Below are 25,689 nucleotides of genomic sequence, written 5' to 3'. Positions count from 1 at the left end.
TGAGGAGACGCCAGTGCTGTTCGAGGTGTGGGCGCCGCACGCCGGGCGGGTCGGGCTCCATGTGGACGGGCATGACCGCCCCATGGAGCCCGACCCGGGCCGCGAGGGGTGGTGGCGGGCCAAGGCCGAGGCCGGGCACGGGACGCGGTACGGCTTCGCGCTGGACGGCGGCCCGCCGCTCCCCGATCCGCGCTCCCGCCGCCAGCCGGACGGCCCCGAGGGGCTGAGCGCGGTGGTCGACCACTCCCGCTTCCGCTGGGAGCGGGAGTGGTTCGGGCGGCCGCTGCCGGGCGCGGTCCTCTACGAGCTGCACATCGGCACCTTCACCCACGAGGGCACCTTCGACGCGGCGGCCGAACAGCTCCCGCACCTGGCCGAGTTGGGCATCACGCATGTGCAGCTGATGCCCGTCTGCCCGTTCCCCGGGACGCACGGCTGGGGGTACGACGGCGTGGCGCCCTGGGCGGTGCACGAGCCGTACGGCGGGCCGGAGGGGCTGGCGCGGTTCGTGGACGCCGCGCACGGGCACGGCCTCGGGGTGGTCCTCGACGTGGTCCACAACCATCTGGGCCCCTCCGGCAACCACCTCCCGGCCTTCGGCCCGTACTTCACCGAAACCCACCACACCCCCTGGGGCGCGGCGGTCAACCTCGACGCGCCCGGCTCCGACGAGGTGCGCGCGTACTTCACCGGCAGCGCGCTCGCCTGGCTGCGCGACTTCCGCCTGGACGGGCTGCGGCTGGACGCGGTGCACGCGCTGCGCGACAACCGGGCCCGGCACTTCCTGACCGAGCTGTCGGCGGCCGTGGACGCGCTGGCCGCCCGCACCGGCCGTCCCCTGTTCCTGATCGGCGAGTCGGATCTCAACGATCCGCGCACCACCACCCCGCGCGAGGCGGGCGGCCACGGGCTGCACGCGCAGTGGAACGACGACTTCCATCACGCCCTGCACACCTTTCTCACCGGTGAGCGGCAGGGCTACTACGCCGACTTCGCGGCCGAGGGGCCCGGGGCGCTGGTCAAGACGCTGATGGGCGGCTTCTTCCACGACGGCACCCATTCGACGTTCCGGGGCCGCCGCCACGGCACTCCGCTGACCCCCCACACCACCCCCGCGCACCGGCTGCTCGGCTATGCCCAGACGCATGACCAGGTCGGCAACCGGGCGGTCGGCGACCGGCTCGCCGCGAGGCTCTCCCCCGGGCTGCTGGCCTGCGCGGCGGCCGTGGTGCTGTGCGCGCCCTTCACCCCCATGCTCTTCATGGGCGAGGAGTGGGGCGCCCGCACGCCCTGGCAGTACTTCACCGACCACCAGGATCCGGAGCTGGCCGAGGCGGTGCGGTCCGGCCGCCGCCGGGAGTTCGCCGCCCACGGCTGGGCGGAGGGGGACATCCCCGACCCCCAGGACCCGGCCACCCGGCTGCGGTCCTGCCTCGACTGGCGGGAGGCGGAGCGGGAGCCGCACCGGGCGCTGCTCGACTGGTACCGCCGACTGATCGCGCTGCGCCGCACCGAACCGGCCCTGACCGACCCCACCTGGGCGTATACGGGTCTGTCCACCGGTTCGGACGGCTGCTTCAGCTTTCAGCGCGGCCCGCTGCGGGTCCTGCTCAACCCGGGCGACCGGCCGGTCGAGACCTGGCTGGGGCCCCGGACGGGCGAGGTCACCGAGGTGGTCGCCGCGTGGCGGCGGATCGAGCTCCCGGGCCCGGACGGCATGCTGAGGCTGCCGCCCGAGACCGCCGCCGTGCTGCGGCTCGGGCCGCGGCTCTGAGGCTCAGCCCTCCTCGGGGGTCAGCCGCAGCGAGATGGAGTTGATGCAGTAGCGCTGGTCGGTCGGGGTGGGGTAGCCCTCGCCCGCGAAGACATGGCCGAGGTGCGAACCGCAGCGGGTGCACCGCACCTCGGTGCGGGCCATGCCGTGCGAGCGGTCCTCCAGCAGCTCGACGGCCGAGCTGTCCGCCGGGTCGTAGAACGACGGCCAGCCGCAGTGGCTCTCGAACTTCGTCTCCGAGCGGAAGAGCTCGGCCCCGCACGCCCGGCAGGAGTAGACGCCGACCGTCTTGGAATCGGTGTACTCACCGGTGAAGGCACGCTCGGTGCCGGCTTCCCGCAGTACGTGGTACTCCTGCGGGGTCAGCTCGGCGCGCCACTGCTCCTCCGGCTTGTCGATCTCGTACGCCATGGGGACGGACCTCCTCAGTTCTCCGGGCTCTGCAGACGGGCGAGAATCTCCGGACCGAGATCGGTCACATCGCCCGCGCCCATGGTGAGAACAAGGTCACCGGGCTTGGCCATTCCGGCGATCAGCTCGGGCACCGCGTTCCGGTCGTGTTCGGCGGTCACATCCGCCCCGTGGCGGGCCGCGGCGTCGATGACCAGGGCGCTGGTGATGCCGGGGACCGGGTCCTCGCGGGCGGGGTAGATGTCCAGGACCACGGAGGCGTCGGCGAGCGCGAGCGCCTCGCCCATCTCGGTGCCCAGCTCCTGGGTGCGGCTGAACAGATGCGGCTGGAAGACCACCAGCACCCGGCCCTCCCCGGCGCCGCCGCGGATCGCCTCGAGATCCGCGGCGATCTCGGTGGGGTGGTGGGCATAGGAGTCGATCACCTGCACCCCGGCCGCGGTGCCCTTGAGCTGCAGCCGCCGCTTGACGCCCGTGTACGAGGCGAGGGCGGGGGCCAGCTCGCGAGCCGGGACGCCGAGGGCGGCGCCCGCGGTGAGGGCGGCGACGGCGTTGAGCGCGTAGTGGCGGCCGGGGACGGAGACGGTGAAGGTGATCTCCGCGCCGCCCAGGGATTCCGCGAGCCGGACGGTGACCTCGCTGGTCAGCCCGTGCGGCTCGATGGCCAGGACCCGTACGTCGGCGCTCTCGTCCTCGCCGTAGGTGAGCACGCGCGGCGGCTCCTCGCCCGCGGTGACCCGGGCGGTCAGCTCACGGGCGCCGGACTGGTCGGCGGAGATCACCAGCGCGCCACCGGGCCGGATCCGGCCGACGAAGGTCTCGAACGACGCGTAGATCTCGTCCATCGAGGCGTAGTTGGCGTGGTGGTCCAGCTCCACATTGAGGATGATCGCCACCTCGGGCGCGTACTTGTGGAAGCTGCGGTCGCTCTCGTCGGCCTCGGCGACGAAGATCTCGCCGTCGCCGTGGCGGGCGCTGGAGCCGGGGGCGTCCAGATCGCCGCCGATGACGTACGACGGGTCCAGGCCCAGGGTGCGCAGCGATACGGCCAGCATCGAGGTCGTGGTCGTCTTGCCGTGGGTGCCCGCGACCGCGATCGGCCGGGAGCCGTCCATCAGCGCGGCGAGCGCGTCGGAGCGGTGCACCACCGGGATGCCGCGCTCGTGCGCCGTGACCATTTCGAGGTTGTCGGCGCGGATGGCGCTGGAGACGACGACGCTGGTGGCGTCGGCGGCGATGTTCCCGGCGGCGTGGCCGATGTGCACCGTCGCGCCGAGCTCGCGCAGCGCCCCGACGATCGGCGAGTCCTTGGTGTCGCTGCCCGAGACCCGTGCGCCACGCATGGCGAGGACCTTCGCCACGCCCGACATCCCGGCGCCGCCGATGCCGATGAAGTGCGGTCGATCCAGCGCGTCGGAGGCGGTGCCGGCCGGTGCCATGTACGGGTCTCCCCTGGTTCTCGGTGTGTGCTGTCGGCCCGATTCTCGCACCCCCGGCGGCCCGCCCCGCCGATGGCCGCGGGGACCCGTGCCGCGGCTCAGCCGCCGGCCGTGGTCTGGTCCTCGTCCACCGCGTGCGAGAAGAGCTTCAGCACCGGGACCCCCACCTTGTGGCGCGCCCGCGAGGCCCAGTCCCGGTGGAAGAACTCCTCCACGAAGTGCGGGGCGGTGAGCACGATCACCTCATCGGCCCGGGTCTCCTCCACGACACCGCGCAGCACCTCCAGCGGACGGCGCTGGACGACATGGCCCCGGGCCCGGCTCCCGGCCGCCTCGAGCGCGGCCACCGAGTGGGTCAGTGCCTGCTCGGCGGGCTCCAGCGCCTCCCTGCCCTCCGGCTCCTCCCCCTCCTGGGCGGCCTGCTCCAGCTCGCCGAGGGCAATGTCGTCGATCGCGCGCAGCAGCCGGTCCTTGCTGCCCCGGGGCTGCATCAGGACGACGAAGGAGACCGGGTCATCGCCGTGCAAGGTGGTGACGAATTCCACGTCGGCGGGGGTCAGGGGCTTCTCAATCATCAATACGCTCGTGAACACGGCGGATGCCCTTCTCCTTCGCGATCCTTTTCGCGGGTTTACGGACGTTTTTATAAGTTATTGGTAAATCCGACGGTAGCGGGTGAAAAGAAACCCGGCTTCCTCCAGGACGGAATCGAGAGTGAACTGTTCCGGTTCCCCCAGTTCTGCTCCGTCCATGATCCGCTTCGCGTCGCCCGCGGTGACCAGGGGTGCCACCGCCAGACACAGCTCGTCCAGCACCCCGGCCGCCGCGAACTGCGCCAGCAGCGTGGGGCCGCCCTCGGTCAGCAGCCGCGTGTGGCCGAGCTCCGCGAGCGCGGTCACGACCGCCGCCGCGTCGACCCGTCCGGACGGCCCCGCCCCGGCGAAGACCACCTCGGCCCCCGCGGCACGGGCCCGCTCGATCCGCTCCGCCGCGGCCGCCGCGCCCGTGATCACGATCGTCGGGGCCGGCGGCTCGGTGAACAGCGGCATCGAGAAGTCCAGGTCCAGGCTCGCACTCACGACGGCGATCGCGGGCGCGGGCGCCTGCCCGAGCGCCGCCCGCCGCTCGGCGAACGCCTTACGGGCGCGTGCCGGGCGGTAGCCCTCGAGGCGCACGGTCTCCGCGCCCACCACCACGGCGTCGGCGAGGCCGCGCAGCACCCCGAAGATCCGCATATCGGCGTCGGAGGACAGGGGCTTGGACCGGCCGTCGTGATGCGCCGCCCCGTCCAGCGAGGACACCATGTTGGCCCGCAGGAAGGCGCCCGAGGGGCCGTGCGGCGGCTCCGGATACGCATAGGCGTCGGCCAGTTCGTCGAGACCCCATTCACGGTCTTCGGCTGTGCGCTCTCCGGCCGCGCGGTCTTCGGCTGCGCGCGCTCCGGCTTCACGCTCTCCGGCTTCACGCTCTCCGGCGGTCGTTTCGGCGGAGCTGTCGGCAGACGTTCGGGCAGGCACGGGGAACAGGCGTCGCATAGGCCGCAGTGTGACATGCCTCCCTCTCGGACAGTGCTCGAGTGAAGAGCGACTACCCTGGATATCCGTGTCTGCACCAACCACCGCATCCGGCTCGGCAGGCCGCATAGCCGCCGAAGCCCCCGCTGCCCCCGCCGCTCTCACCGCCCGTGCGCCGCAGGTTCCCGCGGAGCGCCTGGTCGCCGAGATGGTGCCGCCTCCCCGCTTCGCCACCGTGAGCTTCGACAACTACATCACCGACCCCGGCCAGCCCAGCCAGGCCGAGGCGGTCGAGGCACTGCGAGGCTTCGCCGGACAGCTCGACGGCGGGGCGGACGCGAAGGGCGGCCGCCGCAGGCGCTGGTTCCGCCGGGAGACCAGGCCCGCGGCAAGCGGCGGCCCGCGCGGGATGTACCTCGACGGCGGCTACGGCGTCGGCAAGACCCATCTGCTGGCCTCCCTGTGGCACGCCACCCCGGCCGCCCCCGAGCTGAAGGCGTTCGGCACCTTCGTGGAGCTGACCAACCTGGTCGGCGCGCTCGGCTTCCAGCAGACCGTGAAGACCCTGAGCGGCCACCGGCTGCTGTGCATCGACGAGTTCGAGCTGGACGACCCGGGCGACACCGTCCTGGTCTCCACGCTGCTGGGCAAGCTGGTCGAGGCGGGCGTGGCGCTCGCCGCGACGTCCAACACGCTGCCCGGCAAGCTGGGCGAGGGCCGGTTCGCCGCGGCCGACTTCCTGCGCGAGATACAGGGGCTGTCCGCCCACTTCCGTGCGCTGCGCATCGACGGCGAGGACTACCGCCACCGCGGTCTGCCCGCGGCCCCGGCCCCGCACTCCGACGAGACGGTCACCCGGGCCGCGCGCCACATACCCGGCGCCTCCCTGGACGACTTCCCCGCCCTGCTGGACCATCTGTCCCGGGTGCATCCGAGCCGCTACGGCGCGATGTGCGACGGCGTCCAGGCCGTCTGCCTGACCGGGGTCGGCCCGATACCCGACCAGTCGACCGCGCTGCGGCTGGTGGTGCTGGCCGACCGGCTCTACGACCGCGAGGTGCCGGTGCTGGCCTCCGGGGTGCCGTTCGACCAGCTCTTCAGCGAGGAGATGCTGAACGGCGGCTACCGGAAGAAGTACTTCCGCGCGATATCCCGGCTCACGGCCCTCGCCCGGGACGCGAAGGGGCTGGCCGACGCGTCGTACGGCCGTTGATCGGATGGTTCCCGCGCACCCGCACCCGTGATACACACGTGCGGTCATATTCTCTGTCCGCCAGCAGGGAGTTACCGCATGTCAGCGACACGACGTCAGCTTCTCGGCCGCACCGGTGCGCTGGGGGCCTCCATCGCCTCGATCGCCTTCACCGGCAGCGTCTCCGAACTCTTCGCCGGAACGGCCGCGGCCGCCGAACCCGATTCCCCGCCACTCGGCCGGGGCGGCTACGGCCCCCTGGTCCCCGACCCCGATGAACTGCTCGACCTGCCCGAGGGATTCCGCTACCGGGTGCTCTCTCGTGAAGGCGACGAACTCCGCTCCGGCGAGGGCAAGGTCCCCAGCCACTGCGACGGCATGGCCGCCTTCCCGGGCCGCACCGGCGGCCACCACGGCCGTACGCATCTCGTCCGCAACCATGAGAACCGTAATGACGCCGCGATCCGCGTCCCCGCGGTCAGCGGCCTCACCTACGACCCGATGGGCCTGGGCGGCTGCACCGCCCTGGAGCTCGACTCCGGCAACCGCGTACTGTCCGAGCGGGTGGCCATCGCGGGCACCGCGGTCAACTGCGCGGGCGGCCCCACGCCCTGGCACACCTGGCTGACCTGCGAGGAGACCGAGGACCGGGCCGGTACCAACGGCTACACCAAGGACCACGGCTTCATCTTCGAGGTCGACCCCTACGATCCGCGCCGCACCGGCGCCGTACCGCTCACCGCCATGGGCCGCTTCCAGCACGAGGCCATCGCGGTCGATCCGCGCAGCGGCGTCGTCTACGAGACCGAGGACGCCTTCGAGAAGCCCTTCGGGCTCTTCTACCGCTTCCGGCCGAAGAAGCCGCTCGGCGGCATCGGCTCGCTACGGGCGGGCGGGGAGCTGCAGGCGCTGCGGGTGCCGGGGGTGCCCGATCTGTCCACCGTCCAGGAGCCCGGCACCACCTTCGACCGCGTCGAGTGGGTGGACGTCCCCGACCCGCTCGCCCGCCAAACCCCCATCCGCTTCCAGGACTTCGGCCCCGGCGGCATCACCCACGCCCAGAAGCTGGAGGGGTGCTACTGGGGCGGCTCGTCCGTCTACTTCGTCTCCAGCTTCGCCAAGAGCGCGGACGGCTCGGCGGCCGATCACTTCGGCCAGATCTGGCGCTACGACCCCGATCGGCGGCGCCTCACGCTGGTGATCGTCTTCGGCCCCGAGACGGATGTCCAACTGCCCGGGGAGTCCCCCGACAACATCACACTCGCGCCCAGCGGCGGCCTGATGGTCTGCGAGGACGGCAACGGCGCCCAGCACGTCTTCGGGCTGACCCGGCGCGGCGAGGTCTATCCGATGGCCCGGGGTGCACAGAACATCGGCACACCGGAGGAGCCCGAGTGGGGTGAGTTCGCGGGCGTCACCTTCGCGCCGGACCGCCGCACGATGTACGTGAACTGCTACACCCCGGGCACGACGTTCGCCGTGACCGGGCCCTGGCGCCACTAGCGCCGTTCCGCGGCGCTGGTTGGGCCCTGTCCGGCGGCTTCGTCGGGCAGGGCCTACGGGGTGTCCGGCGGGTCTTTCCCCTCCCCACCCCTTCCCGATACCAGGGGCTCCGCCCCTGGACTCCGGGTCTGAGGCAGAGCCCTGCCACGCGGCGGAGCCGCGAATCGATGCCGCGGGAAGGGACGAGGAGGGGAGCAGCCCGCCCGCCCGTCCGTCCCCATTGCCAGGGGCTTCGCCCCTGGACTCCGGGGTCTGGGGCAGAGCCCCGGTTGGGGAAAGGGCGGGGCGGGGAGCAGACAGCCGCCGGCGGCAGGATCCGCCGGACACCTCCTAGCCGGAGCACGCGGTGCGCTGGGCCTCCTGCCACTCGCAGACGGGGCACAGCGTCGCTCCGGGGCGCGAGGCGGGGTGCTCGGTGGGCTCGCCGCACAGCACGCAGTCCGCGTACGGCGGGCCCTCGGGAAAGCCCTTACGGTCGTCATGGACCAGTCGGTCGTCCACGACTCGTCGATCGTTCACGGCCCGGCGATCGTCCATGACTCCTCGCTCGTCCACGACTCGTCGCTCGTCCATGGCCCGAATCCTACGACCGGCGGGAGCTGAGCGCGCAGACCAGCGCGGTCGCCCCGGCGGCGGCCGCGGCGGTCAGGGCCAAGGGCAGCAGGGGCATCGTCACGGCGCCGCTGCGCGAGCCGTCGACCAGCCCCGACACGGCGGCGTTCGCGGGCGATGCACCGGCCACCGACACCAGCAGCGCGGCGAGCATGGTGACCGGGATCGCCCAGCCGGGGCGGCGCAGCAGCGGCCGGTTGCACAGCGCGCCGACGGCCGTGCCGAGCAGAGCGCACGCGACCGCGGCGAGCAGCCCGGCGACGGTCGCCTCCGGCACGGGAACCTCGTGCTGGTGGTCCGCACTGTGCGGATCGCTGACCGCCGCGACGAGCAGCGTCCCGGGGGTGCCGAGCAGCAGCGCCGCGCCCAGCGCGGTCAGCACAGCGGCGAGATGCACCCGGGCCGGTCCGACCGCCGCCGAGGCGCAGTCGCGCGCCGCGGCGGGCTCCTGGGTGACGCACACCCGCACCAGCCAGGCGGCGATGGGCAGCAGCGCGGCGGCAGCGTAGCCGAGCGAGTCGAGGATCGGCTGCCCGGACTGCACCCCGATCCCCAGGAACGCGCCGTAGAGCAGCAACGGCGGCAGCCAGCGGTGCGAGCGTGCCAGCAGGGCCGCCTGATAGCGCAGCAACGCGGTCATGCCTTCTCCTTCGGCTCCTCGGCGGGCCCGTAAAGCGCTTCGGTGGACTCCTGGGGCGCCTTGTTGGGTTCCTGAGGCCCTTCGGTGCGCTCGTGAGGCGCCTCGGCGGGCTCGCGAGACGCCTCGGCGGGTTCCTGAGGCGCTTGGGCGGGTTCCTGAGGCCCTTCAGCGGGCTCCTGGGTGTCACCGATGGTCGTCACCGCGCGGATGTGCCACGGCGGGTCGGCGGCCAGGAGGGTACGGAGCAGGGTGTCGGAGTCGGCGGCGCCGACCTCGGCCGTCAGCCACACGACGCGGCCGGCCGGACCGGCGGCCGCGCTCCCGGGTGCCGCCGCGGGCCCGTACTCGTGCACCACCGCGCCCGGCAAGGCGGCGGGCAGCCCGGCCCCCGGCGCTCCTTCGGCCTCCACCCGCATCCGTGGCCCGACGGCGGGCAGGTGATGCGCCACCGGTGGCCGAGCCGTGCCCGGCACCGCGGGCTCCCCGCCCGGCGCCTCCGCCGACTTCGCGCGGGGCGCGCGCGAAGCCTGGTCCCTGCCCAGGAGCCGGACGGCGGCGGCGGGGGGATTGACGTGCGCCGCCGAGGATCGAGCCGCCGCCAGGTCCGGGGCGCTTCCGGCCGGGTGAGGATGTCCGGCTTCCCCGGGCGCGCCGGGATGCCCGGCCTCCCCGTGCGCGCCGTGCGCGTCCACGTCCACGTCCACGTCCACCGGCACCAGCCGGGTCCCGGCGACGCGCAGGACCCGGTCCGGGGCCCCGGCGAGGCGGCGTGGGTCATGGTCGACGAAGACGACCGCGCCGCCGTCGGCCACCCGCTCGGCGACCGCCGCATCCAGCACCCCGCGCGCGGCCTGGTCGAGGCCCGTCCAGGCCTCGTCCAGGACCAGCAGCCCGGGGGCGGCCAGCAGCGCCTGTGCCACGGCGATCTTCTGGCTGGTGCCCTTGGACAGCTCGGCGAGCGGGGTGGCGGCGTAGCCGTCCGCCCCGAACCGCTCCAGCCACTCCCCCGCCCCGCGCACCGCCGCGGCGCGGGACAGCCCGTGGATCCGGCCCAGGTGGGTGAGGTAGCCCAGGGCGGAGAACGGCAGCTCGGCGGGGAATCGCTCGGGCACGTAGGCGGTGGCCGGGCGGCCGGTGATCCGGCCCGTGCTGGGGGCGTCGATCCCGGCGAGCAGCCGCAGCAGCGTGGACTTGCCGCTGCCGTTACGCCCCTCGACTCGGGTCAGCGAACCCGGCCGTACGTCGAGATCGACACCGCTCAGCACCCAGGGCCCGCCCAGGCCGTAGCGGCGGCCGACTCCTCGCAGTCTCATGTCGGTTGAGCATAGGCGCGCGCCCGGCAGCCCGGCGGCCCCAGCACCCCCTCCGGCGAATCTTCGCGGGCCCGCGACGCCTGGCGCGGCGCCCCCCAGCTACCGCTGGGAGGTGCCCCCGGCCGCGTTGTCGGGATCGTCCGAGTACGAGATCCATCGGACAGGACCTGGCGGCGGTCCTGGCACACTGGGCGCGTGACCAGCACCGACGCCAGCGCCGAAGTCCACAGCGAGACCGGCACCGAGACCAGCACCCGGGCAACCGCTCACCACGGCACCGGATCCGGTGCCGACAGCAGCCCCTTCCGGCACTCCGAGACCGACCGGGACGCCGCGCCGCAGTTCGTCCTGCCCCTGGTGGTCCGGATCGAGAAGGCCGCGCCCCCGGCGCGCACGGACGCCCTGGAGACGGCGGCGCGCGCGGTGCTGGTGCTGCTGTCGGACGAGCGGGCGACGGCCGCGGACGGCGAGTGGGCCCAGGCCGTACGGGACTGGCAGGACGCCCGGATCCGCAAGGTCGTGCGGCGGGCGCGCGGCGCGGAGTGGCGGCGCGCGGCCGAGCTGCCGGGCATCACGGTCACGGGCCGGGCGCCCGCCGCGACCGCTGCCGAGGACGCGCCGCCGCCGGCCGCCGAGGTGCGGGTGTTCCCGCCGGTGCCGCTGGACGGCTGGCCCAAGGAGCTGGCCAAGCTCCAGGTCTCGGGCACCGACCTGGACGACCCCGAGCCGCCGCCCGCCCCCGATCTCACCGGTCCGGTGCTGTGGCTGAGCCCCCATGTGGAGATGTCAGCGGGCAAGGCGATGGCCCAGGCCGGGCACGGCGCGCAGTTGGCCTGGTGGGAGCTGGACGACGCGGTGCGGGCGGCCTGGCGCGAGGCCGGGTTCCCGCTGGCGGTGCGTACGGCGTCGGCCGAGCGGTGGGACGAGCTCACCACGAGCGGGCTGCCGGTGGTGCGCGACGCGGGGTTCACGGAGATCGCACCGGGGTCCTGCACGGTGGTGGCGGACCACCCGGCACTGCGGCGGCCGTAAGGCCGTCGCGCGGAGCCGGGGTTCCTTGCGCGCGGGGGCAACTCCCGCGGCGCCGGGGGCCGTATTTCCGGTGGCCCGCGGAATCCCGTCTCACGTGCCGTCCGCCCAATGCACCGTCCCACGTGCCGTACGACGGCCACCGGCGGCGCCTGTCGTGCGTCGTCTTCCCCTCCCCGAACCGCGTTGGCGGATCCCGGCACGCCGGACGTGGTGCATGCGTTTGAGCCACCACGGGCACCAGCAGCGTGCGGTGGGCGTGATGGCAGGATGAGGGAATGGTGACGAATCAGCCGTGGGCAGAGCTCCACCGTGATCTCTCGGCGGCGCGGACATGGGTGTACGACCCGGTCGGTTTTGCCTGCTCACAGCCGGTGTCCGAGCCGGAGAGCGCCGAGTACGCGGCTCACGGGTTCACGCTCGACGGGCTCTCGGTCAGGTTCCGGGTGGCCAAGACCACCCCGACGAAGGTTGGCCAGTTCGTCACCGTCTGGCAGCGGTCTGCGGAGGGGCCGATCCGGCCCTTCGACGCCGACGACGGGATCGACCTCATCGTCATCAGCAGCCGCGACAGCGGCCACTTCGGACAGTTCGTGTTCCCGAGCGAGGTGCTGTGCGAGCGCGGGATCATGTCCCGGAACGGCTCCGCCGGGAAGCGAGGGTTCCGCGTCTACCCGCCGTGGGTGACCACGACCAATCGCCAGGCCCGCAGCACTCAGGCGTGGCAGGTGAACCACTTCCTGCGCCTCGGCGAGGACGGGCTTGTCGACCTGGCGCGCGCCCGCGCCCTCTACTACGCGTAGATCCACGCATAGGTCCACCACGCGTAGGTCCACGCCTCGGTCTCGGCCAGGCAGCCGGAACCACCCGGCGCCGCGGCGGCCGTAAGGCCGTCCGCCGCGCCGGGGCTCCTTCCGCTCCCAGCGGCTATCGCTTGCGGCGGCGGATCGCTCGGGTGACGACCGGCGGGAGCACGTCGGCGGCGAGCCGCCGGACCGCGGTGGGGCGGCGCGCCGCGGCGGCGGACGCCGGTGCGGTGGGCGCGGAGCGCTGCTCGGGGGCGGGGTCGCGCGGCTCATCGGCGTAGCGGGACGTGGGCGGGATCGGGTTCGCGGGCTTCCCCGAGAACCGCAGCACCCTGCGGCCCGCGATCTCCTGCACGCTGGTGTGCATCCCCTTGCGCCACTCCTCGTCCGCGAGCAGCTCGTCCTGGATCGGCTCCGGATCGCCCCAGGTGCCGTAGAGCTTCTGCGTCGTCAGGCAGATCGGCCGCAGGCCCCGGGTGAACACCGCCTCCCAGGTCGCGGCGGCCACCCCGGGGGTGTGCTCGGAGCGGAAGTCGTCGAGGACGACGAGACCGCCGGGCACCAGCGTGCTGTGCGCGGTGCCGATGTCGCCCGCCACATGCTCGTACAGGTGCGAGGCGTCCACGTGGATGAAGCGGCAGGTGTCCGCGCCGACGTGGTCGGGCACGACGGAGGTCGGCCCCTGGATGACGAACGGCAGCTCGTCCCAGAAGGCCAGGTAGTTCTGCTCGAATGCGGTGCGGGTCAACGTGGAGTACGACTTGCGTGCCTCCGCCGCGTTCTTCTCGTCCGGCGCGTCCGCGTCGAAGAGGTCACAGACCGTGAACCGCTCGTTCGCCCGCAGATACGCGGCGGTGAAGATGGCGCTCTTGCCCATGTAGGCGCCCATCTCCATCAGGTCCCCGTGCTGCCCGAGGCGCTCCTGGCGGGTCAGAAAGCGGTCGAACAGTACTTGGTCAAGGCTGGGGAACCAGCCCTTGACGTCATTCAGGCTGCGGGGACGCTGGGCCGCGGGGGCGGTGGTGACCGTCATGTGGCTCTCTGTTCGTCGATGGCGGCGGTCCGGAGAGACGTGTCCGGTAATCGTGTCCGGGAGCCCCTGGGGGAAAGGATCCTCGGGGACGGGGTCCTGGGGGACGCGAGTGGCCGCCACGGTCGCAGTGAAAGGCAACGCGGGACCGTCTCTCCTGTGACCATTTTGTGACCACGCCTCCTCCGGAAGGTCTTACGGAGCGGTGACGGAACGGCGCGGGGGCGGGCCCCGGCGCCCGCTCGGGCCTAGCGTCGTCCCCATGCGTGTACTGGTCACCGGAGGTGCGGGCTTCATCGGCTCGCATATCGTCACCGCCCTCACCGAGCACGGCCATGAGCCGGTCGTCCTCGATGCCCTGCTCCCGGCCGCTCATCCGACGCCGCCTGTGGTGGACGGGGAGTGGATCCATGCCGATGTGCGGGACCGGGAGGCGGTGGTCGCGGCGCTGCGCGGCGTGGACGCCGTATGCCACCAGGCGGCGATGGTCGGTCTCGGCAAGGACTTCGCGGACGCCCCGGCCTATGTGGGCTGCAACGACCTGGGCACCGCGGTGCTGCTGGCGGCGATGGCGGAGCGCGGGGTGCGCGAACTGGTGCTGGCCGGGTCGATGGTCGTCTACGGGGAGGGCCGCTACGACTGCCCCCGCCACGGCCGGGTCCGTCCCGGTCCGCGCGCCGAGGCGGATCTCGCGGCGGGCCGCTTCGACCCCCGCTGCCCCGAGTGCGGCACATCGCTGCGGCCCGGCAAGGTGGAGGAGGACGCACCGGTCGATCCACGCAATGTGTACGCGACGACGAAGCTGGCCCAGGAGCATCTGGCGGCGGCCTGGGCCCGGTCGGTGGGCGGCCGTGCGGTGTCGCTGCGCTACCACAATGTGTACGGGCCGGGGATGCCGCGCGACACCCCCTACGCGGGGGTCGCCTCCTTCTTCCGCTCCGCCCTGGCGCGCGGCGAGGCGCCCACGGTCTTCGAGGACGGCGGCCAGCGCCGGGACTTCGTCCATGTCCGGGACGTGGCCGCGGCCAATGTCGCCGCCCTGGAGGCGGCGCCGGAAGTGGTGGCGCCGTCCACGCTGACCGCGTACAACACCGGCAGCGACGACCCCCATACGGTGGGCGAGATGGCCGCGGCCCTGGCCACGGCGTTCGGCGGCCCGGCGCCCGTGGTGACGGGCGGGTACCGGCTGGGCGACGTACGGCATATCACCGCGTCGTCGCGGCGGATCCGCGAGGCACTGGGCTGGCGCGCGGCGATCTCCTTCACGGAGGGCATGACCGCGTTCGCCCGCGCCCCACAGCGCGCGGGGGTGTGAGGCTGACGGGGTCTGAGGCCGCGGCGGGGCGGGTTGGCCTGGGCGTGCGGGGGCCGGGGCTGAGGTGACGGCGGCCTGAGGGGAGGAGCCGCTCACGTGACGGCGGACCAAGTGGCCGAGGGGCTGAGCCGCTCACGTGACGGCGGTCTGAGCGGCCCCAGGGGCCGAGTCGCCTAAGGGACCGAGTCGCTTAAGTGACGGCGGCGGGAAGGCGGACCTCGAAGCGGCAGCCGCCGTCGACGTTGCGGACCGCCGCCTGGCCGTCGTGCGCCTCGACGATGCCGCGGACGATGGCGAGGCCCAGACCGGCGCCCGCCGGGGGTGTGCGGGCGTTGCTGCCGCGCCAGCCGGTGTCGAAGACGCGCGGAAGGTCCTCCTCCGGGATCCCGCCGCAGCCGTCGGTGACCGACAGCACGACCGTGTCCGCCTCCCGCTCCGCGGTCACCGCGACCGTGCCGTCCGCCGGGGTGCGGCGGACGGCGTTGACGAGCAGGTTTCCGAGCACACGGGTCATCTCCTTGCCGTCGACCTCCACCGGGACGGGGTCCACACGGTCGCCGATCAGCTGGACGCCCAGCTCTCGGGCGAGCGGATCGACCCCGGCGAGGGCGTCGCCGATCAGGTCGTAGACGGATATCCGGGTGGGGCTGAGGGAGAGCGCCCCGGCGTGGATGCGGGAGAGCTCGAAGAGGTCGCCGACCATCGTGTTCAGCCGCTCCACCTCGGTGCGGATCCGGCGGAGGTAGCGGTCCGGGTCCGGGGCCACCCCGTCCTCCAGCGCCTCGGACATCGCGCGCAGCCCCGCCAGCGGGGTGCGCAGATCGTGGGATATCCAGGCGACCAGCTCCCGGCGGGAGGACTCCAGGGCGCGCTCACGCTCGCGGGAGGCGGCCAGCTTGGCGCTGGTGGCGGCCAGTTCACGGCCGAGCGCGGCGAGTTCGGCGGTGGCCTGGCCGTCGGGGGCGGCGAAGCTCCCGCCGTCCCCGAAGGAGCGGGCGGCGAGGGCCAGCGCGTTGCTGCGCGCCACCACCCAGCGGCCCAGCAGCAGCGCGGTGGCCAGGGACACCACGGCGGCCATGGCGCAGACGGTCGTGACCACCGTCAGGTCGTGCGGGGACAGGAACATCGCCCAGGCGACGGCCAGCGTCCCGGTGAGCATCGCCGTGACCGCGACGGCGGCGACGACGGCGAGGGACACCGCGACCGAACGCCCGCGCACCAGCCGCAGCGCCAGCGCACCCAGCAGACCGGCCGCCGCCGCGCCGAGGAAGGCGAACGCCGCCATGAGGACCACATCACGCATCGGAACCCGCCCCCCGCCCGTCGCCGTCCCGTCGCCCCTCGTCCCGTCGGCCGTCGTCCGGTGACCCCTCGCCGTCGGCCTCGGGCGGGGCGTCGAAGCGGTAGCCGATGCCCCAGACGGTCTGGATGAGCCGGGGCGCGGCGGGATCGTCCTCGACCTTTCCGCGCAGCCGCCGCACATGGACGGTGACGGTGGACAGATCCCCGAAGTCCCAGCCCCACACCTCGCGCATCAGCTCCTCGCGGGTGAAGGCCACCCCCGGGTGGCGCAGCAGAAAGGACAGCAGGTCGAACTCGCGAACCGTCAGGGCGAGTTCCCGGCCGTCCCGGGTGGCGCGCCGGGCCAGGGGATCGAGGCTGATCCCGGCACGGTGTGCCACACCGTCCGGGGCGGGGGCGGACGAGCCGGGGACCTGTGCACCGGTCCGGCCGCGGCGCAGCACCGACTCGACGCGCAGCACCAGCTCCCGTGGGCTGAACGGCTTGGTGACGTAGTCGTCCGCGCCGATCTCCAGACCGAGGATCCGGTCCTCCTCGTCGCCGCGCGCGGTGAGCATGATGACCGGCACCGGGCCCTTGTCCCGGAGCGCGCGGCACACCGCCAGCCCGTCCATACCGGGCAGCATCAGATCGAGGACGACCAGGTCCGGCCAGCGGGTGGCGGCGCGGGCGAGCGCCCCGGGGCCGTCGGCGGCCTGGTCCACGGCGAATCCGGCCCGGCCGAGGTACCCGGCGACGACCTCGGCCACGGTCGGATCGTCGTCCACGATGAGCACGCGGGTGGGAGACGGGGTCTGCTGCATGCCCCACAGCGTGACACCAGGTCCGGCGCCAAGGGGCGGCAGGGAGCCCGCGAACCGGGCGACGTCCGTGTTTCGTAAGAACCTGAAGCCCGAAATGTCGCTTTCTCCTTCGTAGTGTGGTGCGGGTGACAAACTCGACCACCCCCTGTGCGGACGTCGTCCTGCCCTGTCTGGACGAAGCCGCCGCCCTGCCCTGGGTGCTGGCCCGCATCCCGGCCGGCTGGCGCGCCATCGTCGTCGACAACGGCTCCACGGACGGCTCGGCCGCGATCGCCCGCGCCCACGGCGCCACCGTCGTGCACGAACCGCGCCGTGGCTTCGGCGCCGCCTGCCACGCCGGGCTCCTCGCCGCCGAGGCCGACATCGTCTGCTTCTGCGACTGTGACGCCTCGCTCGACCCCGGCCTGCTGACCGCCTTCGTGCGGACCGTCGCGGAAGGCGGCGCCGACCTCGTGCTTGGCCGGCGACGTCCCCAGGAGCGGGGGGCCTGGCCGATGCACGCCCGGCTCGGCAATATCGCGCTGACCCGCATGCTGCGGCGGCGCACCGGCCTCACGCTGGGCGACCTCGGCCCACTGCGGGCCGCGCGGCGCGAACCGCTGCTCGCCCTCGGCCTCACCGACCGCCGAAGCGGCTACCCGCTGCAGATGGTCGTGCGGGCCGCGGACGCGGGATGGCGGGTCGAGGAGCGGGAGGTGCCGTACCGGCCGCGCACCGGGAAGTCGAAGGTCACCGGCACCTGGCGGGGCACCTGGCACGCGGTGCGCGATATGCGCGCCGTGCTGCGCCAACCGCCGGTGGCCCACGGCCTGGCCGCCTCCACGAGGGCCGCACGGTGAGCGCCGCGCCACGCGAGGGTGCGAACGCGGGAGAGGCCCTCTCGACTCCCGACCGCCCCGGCTCCGGACCCGATACCGCCGACGGGCCGGTCCCCGGTGCGGATATCCGTGCGGACACCGGCTCCCAGTCCACCAACGAGGACGGGACGACGCTGCTCATCATCGCCAAGGAACCGGTGCCCGGGCGGGTGAAGACCAGACTCACTCCCCCGTACACCCCCGCCGAGGCCGCCTCGCTCGCCGAGGCGTGCCTCGCCGACACGCTGCACGCCGCGCTCGCCATGCCCGCCCGCCGCAGGGTGCTGGTGCTCGACGGGCACCCCGGGCCGTGGCTGCCGCCGGGATTCGACGTGGTGCCGCAGTGCGACGGCGGTCTGGACGAACGGCTGGCCGCGGCCTTCGCCGCCTGCCGGGGCGCCGCCCTGCTGATCGGCATGGACACCCCGCAGGTCACCCCCGCTCTGCTCGCCCCCGCGCTGGGCCCGAACGGCTGGCACGACTGCGACGCCTGGTTCGGCCCGGCCGCCGACGGTGGCTTCTGGGCCCTGGGCCTCGCGCAACCGGACCCCGGGCTGCTGCGGGGCGTGCCGATGTCCACCGCCACCACCGGTGCCGCACAGCGGCGCCGGCTGACGGACGCGGGGCTGCGGGTGCGCGACCTGCCGATGCTGCGCGACGTGGATACGGCGGAGGACGCCGCACGCGTGGCGGCCGATGTCCCGGGCGGCCAGTTCGCCCGGACCCTCGCCCGGCTGTCCCGGACCACCGCCCGATGAGCGCGGCGGAGACGGTGCGAGACGGATCCGTACGCGACGGATTGGTGAGAGACCGATCCGCACACGACGGATCGGTACGAGACGGGCCGGTACGCGAGCGGACTCCCGCTCGCCGTGCGGCGGCCGCCTGGCACGCCGACCCCTATGTCCGGGCGCTGCACGCGGGCCGAGGTCCGCTGTTCCTGCGCCGAGCCGACGGCTGGATGCTGCCCTTGGACGTCGAACGCTGGTGTGCGGACGCCGACGCGGCCGACCGGACCGTGCTCCGGCGCTGCCAGGGCCCGGCCCTCGACATCGGCTGCGGACCCGGTCGGCTGGTGGCCGCGCTGGCCCTGCGCGGGCGCCCCTGCCTGGGCATCGACGTCAGCCAGGCCGCGGTCGCCCGAACGGTCCGTGCGGGTGGGCCCGCGCTGTGCCGCTCGGTCTTCGAACCGCTGCCCGGCGAGGGACGCTGGGGCACGGCGCTGCTGATCGACGGCAACATCGGCATCGGTGGCGATCCGCAGGCACTCCTCGCGCGCGTCGCTCAACTCATAGCCCCCGACGGGCTGCTGCTCGTGGAGGCCGCGACGGCCGATGTGGACGAGCGGGTGCGGGTGCGCGTGGACGACGGCCGGGGCGACGTGGGAACGGCCTTCCCCTGGGCCCGGGTCGGCGTCCCGGCGCTGCTGCACCACGCGCGCGCGGTGGGCTGGAACCCGGTCGAGCAGTGGACCGCGCGGGACCGGAGCTTTGTGTCGCTGCGCCGCACACCGCCCCTGCCCCGGTCCGCCACGGAGCGCTGAGCCGTGCCCGCATCGCTGCGCGGCCTGCTGCGGCCCGGCCGACTCGCCCGATGGACCGGCCGGGTGCCTGATCAGCACTCCGGCCCGGGCCCTCGCCCACCGGCCCGCGACCGCCTCGCACCACCGCCTGGCAGCATGGACGAGCCGCGCCCGACAGAACGTCCCACCCGGGCCGCGCGGGCGCGGCCCACCCACCCGTGGATCACCCCGCTCGCGCTGGCCACGCTGCTCGGCTCGCTGGTCGCCGTCCTCGCCCTGACCTTCCGCAGGGACGACTTCCACACCGCGCCCGGCACGCTCTCCCGCTGGTACGCCCTCGCCTGGGTGCTGTTCGCCGCGGCGGCATGGACGGTCCGCCGCCTGGGCGCCCGCCACGCCGCCGTCTTCGTGCTCGTGGGGAGCGCCGTGGTCGCCGCCACGGGCCTGCTCGCGCCGCCGCGCACCAGCACCGACGCGTACCGCTACGCCTGGGACGGACGTGTGCAGGCCGCGGGCATATCCCCCTATGACCACGCGCCCGAGGACCCCGCGCTCGCTTCGCTCCGCGACCGCTGGCTCTTCCCGAAGGGCCCCGCCTGCCATGGCCCCGACCGCGCCCCCGTCCGCACCGCACCCGGCGCCCACCCGGGCGCCAATCCAGCGCCCGACCACCCCCACGGCACCCCCGACCACACGCGCGGCACCTCCGGCCCCGCCGAGCCGCAGTGCACCCGCCTCAATCGCCCCGCGGTCCATACGATCTATCCTCCCGTCGCAGAGGGCTATTTCCTGCTTGTACACCGCTCGGCGCCGTCAGGTTCCACCCTCCTCCCCCTGCAGACCGGCGGCGCACTGCTGTCCGTCGCCACCACCGCCGTGCTGCTCGCCGCGGCACGCCGCCGCCCCGATCCCCGCCTCGCGACCGCCCGCGCGGCGCTGTGGGCCTGGTGCCCGGCCGTGCCGGTGGAGGCGGTGAACAACGCCCATGTCGACGCGCTGGGCGTGCTGTTGACCGTCGCGGGCCTGGTCGCCGTCCCCCGCCGCCGCGCTCTGGGCGGCGTGCTGCTCGGCGCGGCGATCGCGGCCAAGCTGCTGCCCGCCATGGCCCTGCCGGGTGCGCTCTCCGGCGTCCTCGCCATGAGCCCCAAGACCCCCAAGGCCCCTGAAAACGCCGGGAGCCCCGCCCCTCCGACCGCCCGGATCCGCCGCGCGGCGGCAGCGGCGGTGCGCCCTGCCGCGGCGATCGTGCTGCCCGCCGCGGCCGTGGTCGCGCTCGGCTACCTCCCGTACGTCCTGCTCTCGCGCTCCTCCGTGCTCGGCTATCTCACCGGCTATGTGGCCGAGGAGGGGTACGAGACGGGCTCCGCCGCCGCGGACGACAAGAACCGCTACGCGCTGCTGCGTCTGCTCCACCCCGCCCCGGAGAGCTGGGCCCTGCCGGTGGTCGCCGCCGTCCTCCTCGTGGTCGTCGCCCGAGTGCTGCTGCGCGGCGATCCCGGGCGGCCCTGGCGCGGCGCGCTGGTGGTGACCGGGACCGCGTTCCTGCTGATGACGCCGGGCTATCCCTGGTACGCGCTGCTGGTGGTGGCGCTGGTGGCCCTCGACGGGCGCTGGGAGTGGCTCGGCCTGTCGCTCGCGGGAGTTGCCCAGTATGTGACGGCCCGTGCGGTCGACGACGGCGCGTGGGTCGGAACGCTCGGGTACGCGGTCGCCGGTGCGGCGGTCATGGCCGGCTGGGCCGTGCGGGCCCTGCGGGCGGCTTCCGCTCCCCCGCCGCCGGGGCCCCACGCCGAGGCCCCGGGCGGCGGCGCCACACCCGGATCGCCACCCGGATCGCCAGCCATACGGCCGAGGCGCCGAAGAGTCCCGCGGTGATCAGCAGCCAGCGCGGCCAGAAGACATCGGCGCTCAGCCCGGTCGCGTTCTCGTAGCGGCGCTCCTGCCGGCCGAGGATCAGCGGGAACCACACCAGCAGAAGCAGCCCGGAGAGGAAGACGGGCACCCGCACATGGTTGATCCACCGGGCCGTGGCCGGGAGTACGGCGCCCACGGCCCGGTCGGCGATCGCGTACAGCGGGAGCAGCACCAGGTCGTGCAGCAGCGCGCCGCCGACGATCCACAGCACGATCCCGAACCAGTCGCCGCTCAGCAGCCTGACCCCGGCGTAGGCGGTCAGCGCGAAGGAGCACATCAGCAGCACGAGCTGCAGCGGCGACTCCTTCTCCAGCCGCCGCAGTCCGAGGCGGTGCAGGGCGGCCCGCGGCCCGAAGCGGCGCAGTGCGGCCTTCATACGGTCTCCTCGGAGCCCCTTCATACGGTCTCCCCGAAACCCTCTCCTGCGGCCTCCCCCAAGCCCCTTCACGCGGTCTCCTCAAAGTTCCCGAAGGTCAGTCGGCCGACCCACTTGGTGTTGTGCACACCCGGGGCCCCGGGCACGATCACCCGCGCCGGATAGCCGTGGTCGGGCGACAGATCCGCGCCGTTGACCCTCAGGGCCAGCAGCGAGCGGGAGTCGCGGACCTGGACGTCGCTCAGCACGACGCGGCGGAAGGAGCCGTGCCGCTGCACCGACTCCACCAGGACCCTCGGCGGCCGGTCGGCATGGCCCACCAGCGCGGCGAGGTCGGCCAGCCGCACCCCGTCCCACCGCTGGTCGGACGTGGACCACCCCTCCACACAGGCGATGGGCAGCGCCGCGCCGTGTCGCGGCAGCCGCAGCAGTTGCTCCCGGGTGAGGACGGTCTCGCGGCCCGTCGCGCCCCGTACCACCAGCCGCCAGTCGGGCCCGATGTCGCGGGCGCGGAGGCCGACGGCCATGGCGGTCTTGTTGATCTGGAAGCCGTTGGGCCCCGACCCCGGGTTGCGGCCGTGCGGCGCGAGCACGGCGGTCTCGCGCAGCGGGCCGCCGATGCTCTGACCGGCCGTCACCACCAGCAGCGCGAACGAGCCGGTGCCGACCATGGCGAGCGCGCCCCGCCGTGACATGGTGGGCGCGGCCGGTTGCGGGCTGACCAGGCCGGTCTCGTCCGGCGGCTCCGGCTTGGTGTCCGGGGCGCGGGTGCGCAGCTCGGCCCGCAGATCGCGACTGCGCAGCGCCCGCACCATGGCCGGGAACCGCAGCGCCACATGGACCACGAGGGCGGCCATGAAGATCCACGCCCCGTAGAAGTGCAGCGGGTAGAAGGACCCCGGGAAGATGTAGTCGAGCTGGACGTTGAGCACCCCGGTCGCGAACTCGAACAGCCCGCCGCCGACCAGCGCCAGCAGCGAGAGCCGCTCCAGCCCGTGCCCCACCGACCGCACCGGCGGCCAGGTGAACAGCTTGGGGATGACCGACCACAGCTTGGCCAGCAGCACGGGGACGAGCACGATCCCGAGGGTGACGTGCACGCCCTGGTTGACGCGGTAGAGCCAGGAGGGGTTGGTCGGCCAGGTGAAGAGATAGAAGCCGAGCAGCCCCTTGTCCGGGGTCTGATCGTTGACCGGGGACAGATCGGGGTTGTAGGCGGCGTACGACAGCAGTCCGGTCACGAACAGCACGGGCAGGCCGAAGAGCAGGATCAGGCCGAGGACAGACGTCAGCCAGGGGCCGCGCAGCGGGCTTCGCCACAGGGCGCGACGGTCACGGTGAGTACGGGGAGGGTGGCTCATGGCATGACCGTAGGGCGGGCGCGCCGCGTTCCGGAGCCTTGAACCCATGACAAAACGGTGACGTCAGCCGCCCCGGCCGCAAGGATCTGACGGTCCGGTGACGGCGCGCGGCGCGGCGGCCCGGACGCGGGCTTCACGACGTAGCGTGACGTCGTGAAACTCCCTCTCCACAGCGGCATCGACACCCGGGCCATCGGGAACGAGAAGCGGACCGGCCGCCGCCGGGACGTGCTCGCCGCCGCTGCCGCCGCCGTGCTCTTCGCCGTCGCCGCCGTCGTCGGCACCCTGATCCAGCGGGCCCATCACTCGCTGTACGTCGACTGGGCGCCGCTGTACGCCGACTGGCTGCCCCATGTGGGCCCCGGCACGCCCGCCGCCCTGGCCGTCGCCGCAGCGGTCGTCGTCCACGGCCCCCGGCTCGCGGTGCGGCTGCCGTGGCGCGGGCTGCTGGGGACCGTCTGGGCGGCGTCCATGGCCTGGATCTGGTCACTGGCGCTGGTCGACGGATGGCAGCGGGGGGTGGCGGAGCGGCTGACCGCGCGCCACGAATATCTGCGCGGTGTCGACCGGTTCCACGACATCGGCGCGGCCCTGCGCGGCTTCACCGGCCACATCCTGCTCACCCAGCCCGACCACTGGCCCGCCCATATCGCGGGCCATCCGCCGGGCGCCGTGCTCACCTTCGTGGGCCTGGACCGGCTGGGCCTGGGCGGCGGCGGGTGGGCGGGGGCCTTCTGCATCACGGTGGGCGGCTCGGCGGCGGTCGCGATCCTGGTCACGCTGCGCGCCCTGGGGCAGGAGCGAGCCGCGCGCGCTGCCGCCCCGTTCCTGGTCCTGGCGCCCGGGGCGGTCTGGGTGGGCGCCTCGGCCGACGGCTATTTCGCGGCCGTCGCGGCCTGGGGGCTCGCGCTGCTGGCGCTCGCGGCGACGCGTACGGTCCGGGCGCCCGGGGCCGTCGCGTTCGGCTCCGGGCTGCTGCTGGGGCTGACGGCCTATCTCTCCTACGGGCTGACGCTGCTGGCGCTGCCCGCCGCCGCCGTGCTCCTGCTCGCCCGCACCGCCCGGCCGCTGCCCTTCGCGCTGATCGGGGCGGCGGTGGTGGCCGGTGCGTTCACGTTGACCGGCTTCCAGTGGTGGGAGGGGTACTCGCTGCTGGTCGAGCGCTACTACCAGGGCGTGGCCTCGGACCGCCCGTACGCGTACTGGGTCTGGGCCAACCTCGCGGTCGCGACCGTGGTCGCCGGTCCGGCTTGTGTCGCGGGCGCGCGGCGCATGCTGTCGGCGGTGCCCGACACCGTAAGGCGGTTGCGCCCGGGCGGTCCGGGCGCCCCGGACGGGCTCGTGGTGCTGACCTTCGCCGTGCTGTTCGCGCTCGTCGTGGCCGATCTGTCCGGGATGAGCAAGGCCGAGACGGAGCGGATCTGGCTTCCCTTCCTGGTCTGGCTGCTGCCCACCGCCGCGCTCCTGCCCGCTGTTGATCGTCGCCGCTGGCTTGTGGCCCAGGCGTGTCTCGGACTGCTCGTCAATCACCTGCTTTTGACCGGTTGGTGAGGAGACCGATGTGAAGGGCACGTGATACTTCTGTGATACTGAGGGGGACGTACATCTGTACTGTTGCCAGGGGGCGGGACCCGTGAAGGCGCTGAAGATCGTGAAAGCGTTGAAGGCTTTAAACGCGAAGAACGCCTATGGCGTGGCCGCGCCCATAGGCGCGCTCACGGCCGTGGCCGTCGTGGTGGCGCTGCTGATAGCCCTGACCTCGCCGGGGGACGCGGGCGGCACACAGGACGGGGACCTCCCCGCCGCCGCGGCGTCTCCCAAGTCGGACCGGGTCCCCAGGGAGCCCAAGAAGAAGGACAAGTACGCCCATTGGGACGGCAAGGTCAAGGTGCTCGGGGACGGCTCCACGTCCTACACCGGACCGCAGCCCCATCAGCTCAAGCCCGAGAAGCTCAAACCCGGTGAGAAGCCGCCGCAGTTCGTGGTCTTCTCCTGGGACGGCGCGCTGGAGAACGACGACCATCTCTTCTCCCGCTTCCGCCAGGTGGCCAAGGAGAGCGACGCCACGATGACGTTCTTCCTGAGCGGCATGTATCTGCTGCCCAAGGCGAAGAGCGACCTCTATCGGCCGCCCCAGCACAAGCCGGGCTCGGCCGCCATATCCTTCCCCACCGACGAGCACATCAGGGAGACCCTGGAGCAGCTCAGCGGGGCCTGGCAGGACGGCAACGAGATCGGCTCCCACTTCAACGGCCACTTCTGCGGCGCCAAGGGCGGGGAGGACTGGTCCACCCAGGAGTGGAAGAGCGAAACGGAGCAGGCCGTCTCCTTTGTGAAGCACTGGAAGACCAACACCGGCTTCACCGACATCAAGCCGCTGCCGTTCGACTACGACGTGGAGCTGGCCGGCGGGCGCGCGCCGTGCCTGGAGGGCCAGAAGACGCTGATTCCGGCCATCAAATCCCTCGGCTGGCGCTATGACGCCAGCTCCCCCGGCGACTTCCAGCTCTGGCCGTCCAAGATCGACGGAATCTGGAACTTCCCGCTGCAGCTGGTGCCGTACCCGGAGAGCGAGAAGCAGGTCCTCTCGATGGACTTCAACTTCCTCTTCAACCAGTCCGGTGACAGCACCGAGGGCGATCCGGCGAAGTACGCGGAGTGGGAGCGGCTGACCCGCGAGGGGTATCTGAACGGCTTCGAGCGGGCCTACAACGGCAGCCGGGCGCCGCTGTTCATCGGCAATCACTTCGAGACCTGGAACGGTGGCATCTATATGCAGGCCATCGAGGACGTGATGCGGAGCGTCTGCCGCCGCGACGGGGTGCGGTGCGTGTCGTTCAAGCAGCTCGCCGACTGGCTGGACGCCCAGGACCCGAAGGTCCTGGCGAAGCTGCGGATGCTGGACCCGGCGGAATCGCCGGACTGGTCCACGTACACCAAGACCAAGTAGCGGCGGAAGCGGTCCTGTTGCCGGCC

At 73.5% G+C, this 25,689-nt stretch carries 22 protein-coding genes and 2 pseudogenes; 12 read left to right on the top strand and 12 right to left on the bottom strand.

Going from position 1 to position 25,689, the window contains the following annotated elements; all coding sequences use genetic code 11:
• Positions 1-13 precede the first annotated feature (13 nt).
• Positions 14-1,774 carry a malto-oligosyltrehalose trehalohydrolase gene (gene treZ, locus CGL27_RS35235; protein WP_119991838.1) on the top strand — a complete coding sequence of 587 codons (1,761 nt, stop codon included), beginning with the start codon at positions 14-16 and terminating at the stop codon, positions 1,772-1,774.
• 3 nt (positions 1,775-1,777) lie between these two features.
• Here the strand turns inward: treZ and msrB are convergent, their stop codons facing one another.
• The 4 genes from msrB to CGL27_RS35215 form a co-directional block, all read right to left on the bottom strand.
• Positions 1,778-2,185, bottom strand: coding sequence for a peptide-methionine (R)-S-oxide reductase MsrB (gene msrB / locus CGL27_RS35230; protein ID WP_078644451.1), 408 nt, complete (start codon positions 2,183-2,185; stop codon positions 1,778-1,780).
• A gap of 14 nt (positions 2,186-2,199) precedes the next feature.
• On the bottom strand, positions 2,200-3,624 hold the full coding sequence (gene murC / locus CGL27_RS35225; protein ID WP_119991837.1) for a UDP-N-acetylmuramate--L-alanine ligase: 1,425 nt from the start codon (positions 3,622-3,624) through the stop codon (positions 2,200-2,202).
• Between the two features lie 98 nt (positions 3,625-3,722).
• The gene (locus tag CGL27_RS35220; RefSeq protein ID WP_119991836.1) at positions 3,723-4,199 is read right to left on the bottom strand and encodes an indole-3-glycerol phosphate synthase; all 477 of its coding nucleotides are present in this window, start codon (positions 4,197-4,199) and stop codon (positions 3,723-3,725) included.
• Between the two features lie 75 nt (positions 4,200-4,274).
• On the bottom strand, positions 4,275-5,159 hold the full coding sequence (locus CGL27_RS35215) for a pyrimidine reductase family protein (RefSeq protein ID WP_119991835.1): 885 nt from the start codon (positions 5,157-5,159) through the stop codon (positions 4,275-4,277).
• A gap of 67 nt (positions 5,160-5,226) precedes the next feature.
• Between CGL27_RS35215 and zapE the strand changes: the two genes are divergently transcribed.
• Positions 5,227-6,351: a cell division protein ZapE gene (gene zapE, locus CGL27_RS35210; RefSeq protein ID WP_119991834.1), complete on the top strand. Its 1,125-nt coding sequence runs from the start codon at positions 5,227-5,229 to the stop codon at positions 6,349-6,351.
• Positions 6,352-6,429: 78 nt separating this feature from the next.
• Positions 6,430-7,833 carry a PhoX family protein gene (locus CGL27_RS35205; protein ID WP_119991833.1) on the top strand — a complete coding sequence of 468 codons (1,404 nt, stop codon included), beginning with the start codon at positions 6,430-6,432 and terminating at the stop codon, positions 7,831-7,833.
• A gap of 330 nt (positions 7,834-8,163) precedes the next feature.
• Here the strand turns inward: CGL27_RS35205 and CGL27_RS35200 are convergent, their stop codons facing one another.
• The 3 genes and pseudogenes from CGL27_RS35200 to CGL27_RS35190 all read right to left on the bottom strand — a co-directional run.
• Positions 8,164-8,406, bottom strand: coding sequence for a hypothetical protein (locus CGL27_RS35200; protein WP_162952803.1), 243 nt, complete (start codon positions 8,404-8,406; stop codon positions 8,164-8,166).
• Positions 8,407-8,416: 10 nt separating this feature from the next.
• Entirely contained in the window at positions 8,417-9,085 is a 669-nt protein-coding gene (locus tag CGL27_RS35195) for an ABC transporter (protein ID WP_119991831.1), read from the bottom strand.
• Positions 9,086-9,834: 749 nt separating this feature from the next.
• Positions 9,835-10,398, bottom strand: a pseudogene (locus tag CGL27_RS35190) (ATP-binding cassette domain-containing protein); the annotation flags it as partial.
• A 195-nt stretch (positions 10,399-10,593) separates the two neighbouring features.
• On the opposite strand from CGL27_RS35190, the gene CGL27_RS35185 reads away from it, so the two are divergent.
• Both CGL27_RS35185 and CGL27_RS35180 read left to right on the top strand, forming a co-directional pair.
• Entirely contained in the window at positions 10,594-11,430 is an 837-nt protein-coding gene (locus tag CGL27_RS35185) for a peptidyl-tRNA hydrolase (protein WP_203348549.1), read from the top strand.
• 275 nt (positions 11,431-11,705) lie between these two features.
• On the top strand, positions 11,706-12,230 hold the full coding sequence (locus CGL27_RS35180) for a MepB family protein (RefSeq protein ID WP_119991830.1): 525 nt from the start codon (positions 11,706-11,708) through the stop codon (positions 12,228-12,230).
• Between the two features lie 124 nt (positions 12,231-12,354).
• On the opposite strand, the gene CGL27_RS35175 is transcribed toward CGL27_RS35180, so the two are convergent.
• Entirely contained in the window at positions 12,355-13,266 is a 912-nt protein-coding gene (locus tag CGL27_RS35175) for a class I SAM-dependent methyltransferase (RefSeq protein ID WP_078644435.1), read from the bottom strand.
• Between the two features lie 259 nt (positions 13,267-13,525).
• On the opposite strand from CGL27_RS35175, the gene CGL27_RS35170 reads away from it, so the two are divergent.
• Positions 13,526-14,578 (top strand): NAD-dependent epimerase/dehydratase family protein, encoded by a 1,053-nt coding sequence (locus tag CGL27_RS35170; protein WP_119991829.1) that lies wholly within the window; start codon positions 13,526-13,528, stop codon positions 14,576-14,578.
• Positions 14,579-14,768: 190 nt separating this feature from the next.
• Here the strand turns inward: CGL27_RS35170 and CGL27_RS35165 are convergent, their stop codons facing one another.
• Both CGL27_RS35165 and CGL27_RS35160 read right to left on the bottom strand, forming a co-directional pair.
• Positions 14,769-15,881, bottom strand: coding sequence for a HAMP domain-containing sensor histidine kinase (locus CGL27_RS35165; protein ID WP_119991828.1), 1,113 nt, complete (start codon positions 15,879-15,881; stop codon positions 14,769-14,771).
• Positions 15,874-16,683 (bottom strand): response regulator transcription factor, encoded by an 810-nt coding sequence (locus CGL27_RS35160; RefSeq protein ID WP_119991827.1) that lies wholly within the window; start codon positions 16,681-16,683, stop codon positions 15,874-15,876. Before CGL27_RS35160 ends, CGL27_RS35165 begins: the two co-directional genes overlap by 8 nt.
• 116 nt (positions 16,684-16,799) lie before the next feature.
• Between CGL27_RS35160 and CGL27_RS35155 the strand changes: the two genes are divergently transcribed.
• From CGL27_RS35155 to CGL27_RS35140, 4 genes and pseudogenes are all read left to right on the top strand, one after another.
• Complete coding sequence (locus CGL27_RS35155; RefSeq protein ID WP_119991826.1) at positions 16,800-17,522, top strand: glycosyltransferase family 2 protein; 723 nt, start codon at positions 16,800-16,802, stop codon at positions 17,520-17,522.
• 152 nt (positions 17,523-17,674) lie between these two features.
• On the top strand, positions 17,675-18,298 hold the full coding sequence (locus CGL27_RS35150; RefSeq protein WP_119994704.1) for a DUF2064 domain-containing protein: 624 nt from the start codon (positions 17,675-17,677) through the stop codon (positions 18,296-18,298).
• The gene (locus CGL27_RS35145) at positions 18,295-19,083 is read left to right on the top strand and encodes a methyltransferase domain-containing protein (RefSeq protein ID WP_119991825.1); all 789 of its coding nucleotides are present in this window, start codon (positions 18,295-18,297) and stop codon (positions 19,081-19,083) included. Before CGL27_RS35150 ends, CGL27_RS35145 begins: the two co-directional genes overlap by 4 nt.
• A 135-nt stretch (positions 19,084-19,218) precedes the next feature.
• Positions 19,219-20,808, top strand: a pseudogene (locus CGL27_RS35140) (glycosyltransferase 87 family protein); the annotation flags it as partial.
• Here the strand turns inward: CGL27_RS35140 and CGL27_RS51105 are convergent.
• The gene (locus CGL27_RS51105) at positions 20,786-21,352 is read right to left on the bottom strand and encodes a hypothetical protein (RefSeq protein WP_240450739.1); all 567 of its coding nucleotides are present in this window, start codon (positions 21,350-21,352) and stop codon (positions 20,786-20,788) included. The pseudogene CGL27_RS35140 and the gene CGL27_RS51105 sit on opposite strands and share 23 nt — an antisense overlap.
• Before the next feature lie 68 nt (positions 21,353-21,420).
• Positions 21,421-22,713 carry a molybdopterin-dependent oxidoreductase gene (locus CGL27_RS35130; RefSeq protein WP_119991823.1) on the bottom strand — a complete coding sequence of 431 codons (1,293 nt, stop codon included), beginning with the start codon at positions 22,711-22,713 and terminating at the stop codon, positions 21,421-21,423.
• Between the two features lie 153 nt (positions 22,714-22,866).
• Here CGL27_RS35130 and CGL27_RS35125 point away from each other — a divergent pair, with 153 nt between their 5' ends.
• Both CGL27_RS35125 and CGL27_RS35120 read left to right on the top strand, forming a co-directional pair.
• Positions 22,867-24,264 carry a hypothetical protein gene (locus tag CGL27_RS35125; protein ID WP_119991822.1) on the top strand — a complete coding sequence of 466 codons (1,398 nt, stop codon included), beginning with the start codon at positions 22,867-22,869 and terminating at the stop codon, positions 24,262-24,264.
• A gap of 109 nt (positions 24,265-24,373) precedes the next feature.
• Positions 24,374-25,663, top strand: a complete 1,290-nt coding sequence (locus CGL27_RS35120) for a hypothetical protein (protein WP_240451033.1) — start codon at positions 24,374-24,376, stop codon at positions 25,661-25,663.
• Positions 25,664-25,689: the final 26 nt, after the last annotated feature.

It is taken from the genome of Streptomyces sp. 11-1-2, from assembly GCF_003595545.1.
Lineage (GTDB): Bacteria > Actinomycetota > Actinomycetes > Streptomycetales > Streptomycetaceae > Streptomyces > Streptomyces hygroscopicus_B.
This window is presented reverse-complemented; position numbering and strand designations above follow the sequence as displayed.

Bases quoted from the DNA above. Each gene is read 5' to 3' on its own strand.
- CGL27_RS35215 (WP_119991835.1), bottom strand. From the start codon at position 5,159: ATGCGACGCCTGTTCCCCGTGCCTGCCCGAACGTCTGCCGACAGCTCC.
- murC (WP_119991837.1), bottom strand. From the start codon at position 3,624: ATGGCACCGGCCGGCACCGCCTCCGACGCGCTGGATCGACCGCACTTC.
- CGL27_RS35170 (WP_119991829.1), top strand. From the start codon at position 13,526: ATGCGTGTACTGGTCACCGGAGGTGCGGGCTTCATCGGCTCGCATATC.
- CGL27_RS35175 (WP_078644435.1), bottom strand. From the start codon at position 13,266: ATGACGGTCACCACCGCCCCCGCGGCCCAGCGTCCCCGCAGCCTGAAT.
- CGL27_RS35200 (WP_162952803.1), bottom strand. From the start codon at position 8,406: ATGGACGAGCGACGAGTCGTGGACGAGCGAGGAGTCATGGACGATCGC.
- CGL27_RS35145 (WP_119991825.1), top strand. From the start codon at position 18,295: ATGAGCGCGGCGGAGACGGTGCGAGACGGATCCGTACGCGACGGATTG.
- CGL27_RS35205 (WP_119991833.1), top strand. From the start codon at position 6,430: ATGTCAGCGACACGACGTCAGCTTCTCGGCCGCACCGGTGCGCTGGGG.
- CGL27_RS35220 (WP_119991836.1), bottom strand. From the start codon at position 4,199: ATGATTGAGAAGCCCCTGACCCCCGCCGACGTGGAATTCGTCACCACC.
- CGL27_RS35165 (WP_119991828.1), bottom strand. From the start codon at position 15,881: ATGCGTGATGTGGTCCTCATGGCGGCGTTCGCCTTCCTCGGCGCGGCG.
- msrB (WP_078644451.1), bottom strand. From the start codon at position 2,185: ATGGCGTACGAGATCGACAAGCCGGAGGAGCAGTGGCGCGCCGAGCTG.
- CGL27_RS35195 (WP_119991831.1), bottom strand. From the start codon at position 9,085: ATGACCGCGTTGCTGCGCTATCAGGCGGCCCTGCTGGCACGCTCGCAC.
- CGL27_RS51105 (WP_240450739.1), bottom strand. From the start codon at position 21,352: ATGAAGGCCGCACTGCGCCGCTTCGGGCCGCGGGCCGCCCTGCACCGC.
- CGL27_RS35130 (WP_119991823.1), bottom strand. From the start codon at position 22,713: ATGAGCCACCCTCCCCGTACTCACCGTGACCGTCGCGCCCTGTGGCGA.
- CGL27_RS35180 (WP_119991830.1), top strand. From the start codon at position 11,706: ATGGTGACGAATCAGCCGTGGGCAGAGCTCCACCGTGATCTCTCGGCG.
- CGL27_RS35160 (WP_119991827.1), bottom strand. From the start codon at position 16,683: ATGCAGCAGACCCCGTCTCCCACCCGCGTGCTCATCGTGGACGACGAT.